The following is an 11,912-nucleotide window of genomic DNA, read 5'->3' as shown; positions in this document are numbered from 1 at the left end:
CCAAGGCTGAGGGAAACACGCAAGAGGCGAGAGGGCCTCGCGAATTGCCGCGAGGCCCGATCATTAGATCACGCCGGGCGATGGCCCTTCAGACCGTAGTAGGCGATGTAGGCGTAGCAGATGACGGGCATCAGAAACGCCATGTGGATGCCGATCGTATCGGCCAGGCCGCCCTGCACGAGCGGCAGGATGGCGCCGCCGACGATGGCAAGGCACAGGATGCCGGAGCCCTGACTGGTGTACTTGCCGAGGCCATAGAGCGCGAGGCTGAAGATCGTCGGGAACATGATCGAGTTGAAGAGACCGATCGCCAGTACCGACCACATGGCGACATGGCCGCCCGAAAATACGGTCAGCAGCAACAGGGCAATGACAGCCACAGCATTGAAGGCAAGGGCCTTGCCGTCGTTGACATAGCGCATGGCGATCGCACCGATAAACCGGCCGATCATCGCGCCGCCCCAGAAATAGGCAACGTGGTGGGCGGCCTCGGCCTCGGAGAAGCCGGCGATGTCAGGCTGGCTCATGAAATTCACGAGGAAGCTGCCGATGCTGACTTCGGCGCCGACATAGAGAAAGATGCCGACGGCACCGAGGACGAGATGGCGATACTGCCATGCCGATCCGCCGCCGGTTATCGGCTCGATCTCATCGCTGCCTTCGACCTGCGGCAGCTTCAATGCCGCAAAGAGCGCAGCGAGCAGCAGAAAGGCGACCGCGAGCAGCATGTAGGGGAACTTCACGGCACTTGCTTCGGCGATCTTGATGGCGTCGAGCTGTTCCGGCGTAGCGCCTGCAACGGCTGCCGTCGTTGCCGAAAGGATCAGCAGAGCGCCGAACATCGGTGCGAGCGTCGTGCCAAGGGAGTTGAAGGCCTGCGTCAGGGTCAGGCGGCTTGCCGCCGTGTCGGGCGGGCCAAGCACTGTCACGTAAGGGTTTGCGGCGACCTGAAGCAAGGTGATGCCGGTCGCAAGAACGAAGAGAGCGCCGAGGAAAAGCGGGTAGGCGCGATAGCTGGCTGCCGGAATGAAAAGGGCGCAGCCGATGGCCGCGATTACCAGTCCGATGACGATGCCCTGCTTGTAGCCCGTGCGCTTGACGAGCGCGCCCGCGGGAAGAGAGGCGATGAAGTAGGCGCCGAAGAAGCAGAACTGGATCAGCATCGACTGCGTATAGTTTAGCTGAAAGACGTTCTTCAGGTGCGGGACGAGAATGTCGTTCAGGCAGGTGATGAAACCCCACATGAAAAACAGCGACGTCAGCGCAGTGAGGGCAAAGCGATAGTTTGGCGACGTTGAAGAGTCTGATGAAGTCGGGCTCGTCGTCGCGGCTTGATTGGTGATTATACCAGCCACTTTAGGATACCTCTTTTTATTGTTGGCGCCGGGTATTTCCCTTTGGAAGCCGTCTTTCAAACGCGCCGGCGGCGGCTCGGCGGGGCGCCCTGGGAGGAGGCGTGCAGCAAGCCACATCCGCCATATAAGGCGGTTAAGAGGACTTCGATAGTATTCAAACGATTTTTATTGTGCTTTGCGGCGAAAATTTTGCAAATGCGAACTCAAAAAATTCGGTCAGCCAAGAGATCATTGGAGCCTGCGGCGAAAAACGTGCCGTCTTTCTCCATTCATCGATCATTTTCGGCTCCCCCGGCGGAGCCGTCAAAGATCTTCAGGCCGTCTGGACGTCGCTGCTGCCGCTATCGGCAGCGGCTGAGGTGCCGTAGGTATTCTGGTAGGCGCGGAGAGCCGTCTGCATGTCGTCGAGGACTTCGGAAAGGATCGGATCGTCGGAACCAGCGGCGCTGGACGCGATGCTTGATGTATCTGCCGAGAGGAACTCATCGGTGGTCAGCTTGCCGTCGCCGTTGGCGTCCAGAGAGGCGAGAATGCCCTTGGAATCGTCATCGGAGGAGCTGCTATCATCATCGCTGGCGCTCGACTGCTGCATCTGCAGCATGATCGAAAGGATGTCGCCGGCGATCTTATGCGTAACACTTGCGACGTCATCCGTACTCGTGGACGTCGGCGCTTTGGTTGACGAGGTGGATTTCGAGCTGGCATTGGCGGCGGCGAGTTCATCGGCTGAAATGATGCCGTCGCCATTCTTGTCGAGGCTGGAGAGAGAGCTGTATTGGGAAACGCCGCTCCCGATAGAAGAAACACTTGTCACTTGAAGCTCCTTTGCGAGTTCATCGTGAAAACCCGCCTTTCATGGGCGGACGCAAAGGGGCTAGGGCGATTTTCGCGCGACGTCAAAGCGGGAATATTATGATGAATTTCAGCCGGTTGACGCGCAGGGGCGAAGCAGGTTAACCTTTCGTTAAGCCTCTCCGTTCCCTTGATTCAAATGAGTTTTTCACCGGTGATTTGCACCTGGTGACGGTGCTGCCATTCTTTCGGATGGCGATCTTGCCGCTGTTTTCTGTTTTTTGCGTGGTACGTCGGTGGCAGTTTGCCTGCGGCATTTTGTCGATCCCGCAAGGCGAAGCTGGTGCCTCCGCCGGGCGGGATCGACTGTCGACTCAGTCGCCGTGTGTCTCGTGGAAGTCCGCCTGGCCTTTTTTCCAATAACCGGCGGCCTTGATCCAGGCTTTCGGGTGGTTGCGCTCCTCCACCATGATGGCACGCAGTCGCTTGGCCAGGAGGGTTTCGCAGGCGATGAAGACGTAGCCGTCGCCAGCGGGCAGCGCGAGTTCGCGCAGCGCCTCGTCGAGCTTGGCCGTCGTGCCGGCGGGCTCGCTGCCGCGATGGAGCCACAGCGTCGTCAGAGCTGCTTTGCTCGTCATAGCCTGCTCTTCTTCAGGGCCGGCGACCTCTACCACGACCAGCGCCTTGGCTGTTGCCGGCAGTTCTTCCAGCCTGCGCCCGATGGCCGGCAACGCCGTCTCGTCGCCGGCAAGCAGATACCAATCGAAATCGGTGGCGACGACAAAGGATCCGCGAGGGCCGCCGATGCCGAGCTTGTCGCCGGGCTTGGCATTGACCGCCCACTCTGTCGCCGGACCCGCGTCGTGAAGTGCAAAATCGATATCGAGTTCCTGGCTGGCGGCATCATAACGGCGCGGCGTGTAGTCACGCATCGACGGCCGCTTGGCCGGATCGATCAGCAGCTTTCCATCCGGGCCGACTTCCGGGAATGCCGGCTCTTCGCCGGGCGCGGGCACGAGAATCTTGATATGGTCGTCATAGCCGAGGCTGACGAAGCCTTCGAGATCGGGGCCGCTGAGAGTTACCCGCAGCATTTGCGGGGTGACGTTCTGGACCCGGCTGACCGTCAGCAGGCGACGCTTGAGTTCATGGCGCACGCGCTCGATGCGGTGGCGCTTTTCGGTGGTGTCTGGGGGGGTGTTTTCCGTCATCCTTCGTTCCTTGTATCGGAACCGGGGTGCGTGAGACGCAGGCATACCGCGCCGTTCGCACCCCGGCATGGGGTTCGATCAGCGCGTTGATTGACGTTAACGCTTACGTGCAGCGCCCAGAGGTGCAGCAGATGATGACCCTGTCTTTAGCTCCGGATCGACGGGGTGGCAAGCTTAAAACATGATTTTTAAATGAAGGTTTTGTAATGCGGGCACGCTCGCTGCCCTCGGGGAGGCTGGCGGCGCGGTTTCGATCGCGGTAGAGATCATGGCAACCGGATGGAGGCGCGTGTGGCTATCACTGTTGTTCAACTCGGGTCGGCCAGGGAAGACGGCGAGGGCGTTCGCATCGGGACTGTCCGGAGACCGCCCCGTGGGGTGCCGAAGCAAGAGTTTGCGAGCCGCAACTACTACGACGTCTGGCTGCCGATCCTGTCTCCAAGCCAGGCGCTCGTCACCGAGGCGAAGGCAGCGACCACAGATGCGGAGTGGGCGGTCTTCGTGCGCAGCTTCGCGAAAGAGATGAAGGTGCCTGAGGCGAGCCATGTGCTCGATCTGCTTGCCACGCTTTCGCACGCAACCCATTTCGCAATCGGCTGCTACTGCGAGAACGAGAACCACTGCCATCGAAGCGTGCTGCGGCGCCTGCTGGAAGATCGTGGCGCGGCCTTCGTCGCCGAACGCTGCTCCTGACGACGATCAATCCGTAGAAAGCGGCGGCCTTGCCGAGTTCGGGAATTTCTGCCTTTCTTTGAGAGCAGGATCACCCGGAGCCAAAGCCATGACCGAGCCCGGTCCAGAGGAAAAGATCGACGCGACGTTCCGCAATGGTTCGCTGACGGCGGCCGGGATCATTCTCGGTTTTTCCCTGAGTTTCATCAGCCACTGGGTCTCCAACCCCAATGACTGGAGCCGGATCGATATATTGCCGATGCTGCTGCTGACCGCCGGAATTGCGCTGCAGGTCAAGGTCTTCGCCGACCTGCTCGCCCGGGACTCGCTGATCGCGGCCAAATACGATCGGGCGCGACGGTGGTTTCTGATCGGCATCGCATTCGTTGCCGCCGGGATCGGACTGGCATTGCTCAATGACATATTGGGGCTGGGGTCGATGCCGATCCTGGGATGAGCGGGCACCACGCCCGCTCCTTGAGATTCGGACTTGCTTAGGTGCCTGGAGCGCCTAGCCTGGTCTCCGTATCAACTGCCGATGATCTTGTTGCAGGCAAGCGCGATCGTCGGACTTGTCAGAATGGCAACCATAAGCGAGGCTGCGATCAGAGGTAGCGAGTAACGTTTCATCTGCGTCCTCCTTTTCTCCCGCGATCAGTGCGCGCGGGAGGCCAGTATGCGGGAGAGACCCCCGCAAACGAAGTCACGAATGGGTGAGGGCGCCCGCAGTGCGCGGTCGTCTTACGAAACCGGCTCCACGAAACCGTCCAGCACCCGCTTTTCGCCAGCACGGTCGAACTCGATCGTCAGCTTGTTGCCTTCGATCATCTTGATGTTGCCGTTGCCGAACTTCATGTGGAAGACGCGGTCGCCGGTCTTGAATTTCGACGGCTCGGTCGTGGTGGATTTTGCCACCAGTTCGCCGTCGATCGTGCGGCTCTTGGGGCCTGCCTCGCCGTAGCCGATGCGCTCGACCGAATGGCCGGAGCGGGAGCCCCAGTTGTCGCGGGTGGCGTCGTTGCGGTTTTGCTGGGCGCGCTTCCAGCCGGGGGTGGAGTGGCTGTTGGCGAAGGGCTCGGCCTTGTCGAAGCGCGACTGGCCATAGCCACCACCGCGGCCATAGCCGCCGTAGCTCTGCTCGACCGCCGCCACGTCTACGTGCGTGTCGGGCAGTTCCTCAAGGAAGCGTGAGGGGATGGTCGATTGCCAGAGGCCATGGATGCGGCGGTTGTTGACGAACCAGAGGTGGCAGCGGCGCTTGGCGCGGGTCAGCCCCACATAGGCGAGGCGACGCTCTTCCTCGAGGCCGGCGCGGCCGGTCTCGTCGAGCGAGCGCTGGTGGGGGAAGAGGCCTTCTTCCCAGCCTGGCAGGAAAACGGTCTCGAATTCGAGGCCCTTGGCCGAGTGCAGCGTCATGATCGAGACGGCGTCGAGGTTCTCGTTCTGCTCGGCGTCCATGACCAGCGAGACGTGCTCGAGGAAGCCGCGCATCGATTCGAAGCTCTCCATCGAGCGGATGAGTTCCTTCAGGTTGTCGAGGCGGGCGGGAGCGTCGGCGGTCTTGTCGGCCTTCCACATGTCGGTATAGCCGGACTCTTCGAGGATCTGCTCGGCGAGCTCGGTATGTGATGTGTTTTCAAGCCTTTCCTGCCATCTGCGGAAAGATTGAATCACGTCGAACAGCGCTTTGCGGGCCTTCGGCTTCAGCTCGTCGGTCTCTATGATGTCGGCGGCCGCCGCCAACATCGGGATGTCGCGGGCGCGGGCATAGTCGTGCAGGGCGCGCACCGTCGTATCGCCGAGGCCACGTTTTGGCGTGTTGATGATGCGCTCGAAGGCGAGGTCGTCTGCCGGCTGGGCGACGAGGCGGAAATAGGCCATGGCATCGCGGATTTCGAGGCGCTCGTAGAAGCGTGGGCCGCCGATGACGCGGTAGTTGAGGCCGAGCGTCACGAAGCGGTCTTCGAACTCGCGCATCTGGAAGGAGGCGCGCACGAGGATGGCCATATCGTTCAGCTTGTGCTGGTTGCGCTGCAGCTGCTCGATCTCGTCGCCGATGGCGCGGGCTTCCTCTTCGGAGTCCCAGGAGTTGTGCAACTGCACCTTGATATCGTCGGGATCGCGGCGGTCTGTGAACAGCGTCTTGCCAAGGCGGCCTTCGTTGTGGGTGATCAGATGCGCGGCCGCGCCGAGAATGTGCGCCGTCGAACGGTAGTTGCGCTCGAGCTTGATCACCTTGGCGCCGGGGAAGTCCTTCTCGAAGCGCAAGATGTTGTCGACTTCGGCGCCACGCCAGCCATAGATCGACTGGTCGTCGTCGCCGACGCAGCAGACATTCTGTGGTTCGCCCTTCGGGCGCTGCGCCAGCAACCGCAGCCACATGTACTGCGCGGTGTTGGTGTCCTGGTATTCGTCGACCAAGATATAGCGAAAGCGCTGATGGTATTCCTTGAGCAGATCAGGCGTCTTCCTGAAGATCGCGATCGGATGCATCAGCAGGTCGCCGAAATCGCAGGCGTTCAGCGTCGAGAGGCGCTGCTGGTAGGCGAAATAGAGTTCGCGGCCCTTGCCGTTGGCGAAGGCGCGGGCGTCGCCTTCGGGAATGTCGGCGGGGCCTAGGCCCTTGTTCTTCCACGTGTCGATCATGCCGGCGAACTGCTTGGCGGGCCAGCGCTTGTCGTCGAGGCCCTCGGCCTGGATCAGCTGCTTGACGAGGCGCACGACGTCGTCGGTGTCGAGAATGGTAAAATCGGAGCGCAGGTTGACCAGTTCGGCGTGGCGACGGAGCAGCTTGACGCCGATCGAGTGGAAGGTGCCGAGCCAGGGCATGCCCTCGACCGCGCCGCCGACCAGATGCGCGATACGCTCCTTCATCTCGCGGGCAGCCTTGTTGGTGAAGGTCACGGCCAGGATCTGCGAGGGGAAGGCGCGGTTGGTGTTGAGGATGTGGGCGATGCGCGTCGTCAGCACGCGCGTCTTGCCGGTGCCGGCACCGGCCAGCACGAGGACCGGCCCTTCGAGTGTTTCGACGGCTTCGGTCTGCTCGGGATTGAGGCCTTCAAGATAATCCGGCCGCTGTTGAGCACCGCCACGGGCAGCCATGGCGCGGGCGGCTAGACCTCCCGAAACGGGGACTCCGCGTGCGGGAGCGGCGGGGGCTTGCTGCTTGCGCGGCGCTTCGCCCGGCTCCTCGTCGAAGAAGGGCATATCGTCGAAACTGTTGCTCATGGCGCGTAATGTAGTGATTCGGGATCGAAAGACCAGAAAAGATGTTCTGCTTTCATTCACGCGCGGGCGCTATCCTCAGCCTGTTGTCGGCAAGGTCAGCGCAGGTTTGCAATTGCAGACTGTATCCGATCTGTGTGGCGGCGAACCTTTCGTGGCTTCGCGCGGGGGCTGCCGGTCACTTAGTGTTGATATTACAATTCTGTAATATCAGGGCAATTCGCTTGCCGCTGACCAGCAAAGAGACAATATTGTCGCAGATACGCGGCACTTTGTCCCGCGGACGCCTCTTTCGATTGACCCTGGACCAGCCTCGAGTCCCTCTGGAGACGTGAATGCCGTTTTGGAAGCAGTTTCTGATCTGTCTTGTCGTCATCGCAGCCGGCTTTGCCGGATGGATGTTCTTTGTGCCGGGAGCGGGCGAGACGCTTCGCAAGGCGGGCTTCCCGGAAGCTTCCAAACTGGCTTCGGAAGAGGCCGCGCCGCAGAAGGCCGGCGGTCAGGACGGGCAGGCAAGACGCCGTGGCGGCGGAGCCAATGCGCCCGTTCTCGTGGTCACCCAGGCCGTCGTTCGTGGTGTCGTCAATGATCGCCTGAGTGCGATCGGCACCGGAGACGCGATTCGCTCCGTCGTGGTCATGCCACAGGCAAGCGGCACTATCCGCGAGATCATGATCAAGTCGGGCGACAAGATCACCAAGGGGCAGGTGCTGGCAAAGCTCGACAGCGAAGAGCAGGTGATCGCACGCGGCCAGGCCGATGTCGTCCTGAAGAGCGCCGTCGAGAAATCCAGCCTCTATCACAACATCAAATCCAGCGTGTCGCGCATGGATGTGTTCGATGCCGAAATTGCGGAGCAGGGCGCACGCCTGCAGCTGCAGGCGGCCGAACTCAATCTCGAGCGCCGCAGCATCGTTGCGCCGATCGACGGAATCGTCGGTATCATCCCGGTCAACGTCGGCGACAATGTTTCGACGACGACGCCGGTTGCGACGCTCGACGACAGGACGGAAATTCTGGTCGATTACTGGGTGCCGGAGCGTTTCGCCAACACGATCACGGTCGGCCAGCCGGTCGAGGCAACGTCGGTTGCCCGGCCCGGGCGCGTTTTCTCAGGCGCGGTCGAGGCGATCGACAACCGTGTCGATGCCGCCAGCCGGACCATGCGCGTGCGGGCCCGCATCGACAATGCCTCCGACGAACTGCGAGCAGGCATGTCCTTCAATGTCGGCATGAAGTTTGGCGGCGACCAGTATCCGGCGGTCGATCCGCTCTCGGTGCAATGGGATTCGCAGGGCGCGTTTGTGTGGCAGGTCGTCGATGGCAAGTCCGGCAAGGTGCGCGTTAGCATCGTGCAGCGCAACCCCGACTACATTCTCGTCAAGGCCGACCTGAAGGACGGAGACGCGATCGTTACCGAAGGCCTCCAGCGCGTTCGCGAAGGTGGCGCGGTGCGGGTCGCCAACGAAGTTGCGTCGAACTCGGAGCCTGCCACGCAATGAACGTGATCGAGATGCAGGACAAGCCGGGTTCCGGCAAGCAGACTTTTACAGCGCTGTTCGTTCGGCGCCCGATTCTGGCACTGGTCTTCAATACCCTGATGATCGTTGCCGGCCTTGCGGCTTACGCCGGGATCGAAGTGCGCGAACTGCCGGATGTCGACCGGCCGGTCGTGACGGTTCGCACCACCTTCGACGGCGCCTCACCGCAGACGATCGACCAGGAGCTGACGAAGGTTATCGAGGGGGCGGCGGCTCGCGTCAGCGGTCTCAAGTCAATTTCGTCGAGCTCTCAGTTCGGCCAGAGCCGGGTGACGCTCGAATTCTCTGATGCGGTCGATCTCGCTGTGGCGGCGAACGACGTGCGCGATGCGATCGGGCGTATCGCCGATCGTCTGCCTGAGGAGGCCGATGCGCCGCAGATCGTCAAGGCGGACTCCGATTCTCAGCCGATCATGCGCCTTGCCGTCACCTCGTCCAAACTTAACATGGACGACCTGACCCTTCTTGTCGAAAACCAAGTCATCGATCGCCTTGCTTCGGTCGATGGCGTTGCCGATGTCGAGACCTATGGCGATCAGGAAAAGGTCTTCCGCGTTGACGTCAACCAGAGCGAGCTGGCCAGCCGCGGGTTGACAGTTGGTGATCTGACCAAGGCGCTTTCGAGCGCTGCTCTCGATGTGCCGGCCGGCTCGCTGAAGAGCCCGACGCAAACGATCGTCGTGCGCGCCATGGCAAGCCTGCAGACGCCGGAGGATTTCTCCAATGTGATCCTGCAGAACCGAGTGCGCCTTGGCGACGTGGCCAATGTGACGCTCGGGCCGCGCGACGGACAGACGGCGCTCCGCTCCAACGGCGTTCCCGGCATCGGTCTCGGCATCATCCGGCAGGCGCAGTCGAACACACTGAACATATCGAATGGCGTCAAGGATGCCGTCGCCGAGCTTTCGAAGACGCTTCCCGAGGGGACGCGGATCGCCATCACCAGCGACGATGCGGTTTTCATTCAAGGCGCGATCCACGAGGTCGTGCTGGCGCTGATCCTTGCTGCGGTCATCGTCACCGGCGTCATCTACCTCTTCCTGCGTGACTGGCGCGCGACGATCATTCCGGCTGTCAGCATGCCGGTCGCTCTCATCGGCACGCTTGCGGCCGTCTATCTCGTCGGCTTTTCGATCAACATCCTGACGCTGCTCGCGATCGTGCTGGCGACGGGTCTTGTCGTGGACGACGCGATCGTCGTTCTCGAAAACATCGTGCGCCGCCGCTCGGAGGGCATGGGGCCGCGCGCCGCTGCCGTTCTCGGCACGCGTGAGGTGTTCTTTGCCGTCATCGCGACGACTGCGACGCTTGCGGCTGTGTTTATTCCGCTATCCTTCCTGCCTGGCCAGGTGGGCGGGCTTTTCCGCGAATTCGGCTTCGTGCTGGCGTTCTCGGTCGGTCTCTCATCGATCGTCGCCTTGACCTTGTGCCCGATGCTGGCGTCGCGGATCTTGACCAAGGAGATGCTTGAGGATCACGGCGTTCTCGGCCGTTTCGGAACGTGGTTCGCGGATACGTACCGCTGGTCGCTGCATGCCTGCTTGAGTGCGCCGCTCGTGGTCATCGTCGCTTCCGCCCTGTTTGCCGGCGCGGCCGTTCTTGCGTTCCAGACGGTTCGCAGCGAGTTGACGCCGAACGAAGACCGCGCGTTGGTGATGATGCGCCTGACGACGCCGCAAGGCTCCAGCCTCGAATACACCCGCGACAAGATGCAACGGGTCGAGGAGTATCTTCAGCCGCTGGTCGACAGCGGCGATATCAGCAACGTCTTTTCGATTTCTGGGCAGGGCGGACAGGTCAATAGCGGCTTCATGGTGCTGACGCTGGCGCCGTGGGGCGAACGCCAGCGCACGCAGGCCGAGATCGTCACCGACATCAATCAGGCCGCGGCAAAGGTCCCGGCCCTGCGGGGCAACGCGATCCAGTCGAACAGCCTGCGCATTCGCGGTGCGGGCAACGGCTTGCAGATGGCGCTTGTCGGCAACGACCACGAGGCGCTGACGGCAGCTGCCACGCAGCTCGTCCATGCTCTCGACGCGACCGGCCACTATGACACGCCGCGGCTGACGAACGAGCCGACGCAGGCGCAGGTCTCGGTCACGATCGATCGCGAGCGGGCATCCGATCTCGGCATCGATATCACCGGCCTTTCGACCGCCATGCAGTCACTGCTGGAAGGGCGTTCGGTCGTCGACGTTTTCGTCAAGGGCGAAGCCTATCCGGTGCTCCTCACCTCGAACACCCGGCCATTGGATGATCCGACGGATCTCGAAAACGTCTTCCTGAAGACGGGTGACGGCAAGATCGTTCCGATGTCGGTGATCGCGTCGCTGACCGAGAGTTCGGTGGCGCCGCAGTTGAACCGCGAGCAGCAGCTTGCGTCGGTGGCGATCACGGCTGGCCTGAAGAATGGCCTCTCGCTTGGAGATGCCGTGAAGGAGGCGACCGAGATCTCGAAGTCGGTCCTGCCGGCAGGCGCTCGTCTGGTGCCTCTCGCCGAAGCGGCAACGCTGGAGGAGAATTCGAGCGGCATGGCGCTGACCTTCGGTTTCGCCATCGTCATCATTTTCCTTGTTCTTGCCGCGCAGTTCGAAAGCGTCCTGTCGTCGATCATTATCATGTCGACAGTGCCCCTCGGGCTCGCCTGCGCGGTTTTCGCGCTTGTCATCACCGGGTCAAGCTTGAACATCTACAGTCAGATCGGTCTCGTTCTGCTTGTCGGCGTGATGGCGAAGAATGGCATCTTGATCGTCGAATTCGCCAATCAGCTGCGCGATCGCGGCGAGGATGTTCGCACGGCGATCGAGAAGGCGTGTGCATTGCGTCTTCGGCCGGTGATGATGACGATGATCGCGACGATCCTCGGCGGCGTTCCGCTGGTCTTTGCGCATGGAGCCGGCGCGGAGGCGCGTATCGCGCTCGGCTGGGTCATCGTCGGCGGCCTTGGCTTTGCGACGCTGGTGACGCTCTACATCACGCCGGTCGCCTATCTGCTCATTGCCCGCTTCGCAAAGCCGCATGCGCACGAAGAAGCCAAGCTGCATCAGGAGATGCAGCACGCATCGCGTCCGCGGTCGGTACGCGAGGATGGCCAGCTCGAGGCAGCGGAATAGGCC

Annotated in this window: 8 protein-coding genes; 4 read left to right on the top strand and 4 right to left on the bottom strand. The window is 61.9% G+C overall.

Features of this window, described 5'->3' with window-relative positions:
* Nucleotides 1-68: 68 nt before the first annotated feature.
* From FZ934_RS09065 to FZ934_RS09055, 3 genes are all read right to left on the bottom strand, one after another.
* Entirely contained in the window at nucleotides 69-1,343 is a 1,275-nt protein-coding gene (locus FZ934_RS09065; protein ID WP_246737883.1) for a sugar MFS transporter, read from the bottom strand.
* A 325-nt stretch (nucleotides 1,344-1,668) separates the two neighbouring features.
* Nucleotides 1,669-2,169 carry a hypothetical protein gene (locus tag FZ934_RS09060; RefSeq protein WP_153270808.1) on the bottom strand — a complete coding sequence of 167 codons (501 nt, stop codon included), beginning with the start codon at nucleotides 2,167-2,169 and terminating at the stop codon, nucleotides 1,669-1,671.
* Between the two features lie 352 nt (nucleotides 2,170-2,521).
* Nucleotides 2,522-3,358 (bottom strand): siderophore-interacting protein, encoded by an 837-nt coding sequence (locus tag FZ934_RS09055; RefSeq protein ID WP_153270807.1) that lies wholly within the window; start codon nucleotides 3,356-3,358, stop codon nucleotides 2,522-2,524.
* A gap of 291 nt (nucleotides 3,359-3,649) precedes the next feature.
* Between FZ934_RS09055 and FZ934_RS09050 the strand changes: the two genes are divergently transcribed.
* The gene (locus FZ934_RS09050; RefSeq protein WP_153270806.1) at nucleotides 3,650-4,051 is read left to right on the top strand and encodes a DUF488 domain-containing protein; all 402 of its coding nucleotides are present in this window, start codon (nucleotides 3,650-3,652) and stop codon (nucleotides 4,049-4,051) included.
* Between the two features lie 88 nt (nucleotides 4,052-4,139).
* Nucleotides 4,140-4,487 carry a hypothetical protein gene (locus FZ934_RS09045; protein ID WP_153270805.1) on the top strand — a complete coding sequence of 116 codons (348 nt, stop codon included), beginning with the start codon at nucleotides 4,140-4,142 and terminating at the stop codon, nucleotides 4,485-4,487.
* A 284-nt stretch (nucleotides 4,488-4,771) separates the two neighbouring features.
* On the opposite strand, the gene FZ934_RS09040 is transcribed toward FZ934_RS09045, so the two are convergent.
* Nucleotides 4,772-7,258, bottom strand: a complete 2,487-nt coding sequence (locus FZ934_RS09040) for an ATP-dependent helicase (protein ID WP_153270804.1) — start codon at nucleotides 7,256-7,258, stop codon at nucleotides 4,772-4,774.
* 332 nt (nucleotides 7,259-7,590) lie between these two features.
* On the opposite strand from FZ934_RS09040, the gene FZ934_RS09035 reads away from it, so the two are divergent.
* Both FZ934_RS09035 and FZ934_RS09030 read left to right on the top strand, forming a co-directional pair.
* Complete coding sequence (locus FZ934_RS09035) at nucleotides 7,591-8,757, top strand: efflux RND transporter periplasmic adaptor subunit (RefSeq protein ID WP_153270803.1); 1,167 nt, start codon at nucleotides 7,591-7,593, stop codon at nucleotides 8,755-8,757.
* Entirely contained in the window at nucleotides 8,754-11,909 is a 3,156-nt protein-coding gene (locus FZ934_RS09030; protein WP_153270802.1) for an efflux RND transporter permease subunit, read from the top strand. Before FZ934_RS09035 ends, FZ934_RS09030 begins: the two co-directional genes overlap by 4 nt.
* The last annotated feature ends 3 nt before the right edge of the window (nucleotides 11,910-11,912 follow it).

The sequence above is a fragment of the Rhizobium grahamii genome, from assembly GCF_009498215.1.
GTDB classification, from domain to species: domain Bacteria; phylum Pseudomonadota; class Alphaproteobacteria; order Rhizobiales; family Rhizobiaceae; genus Rhizobium; species Rhizobium grahamii_A.
Note: the sequence above shows the minus strand (reverse complement) of the source record. Positions and strands in the feature narration are given on the sequence as shown.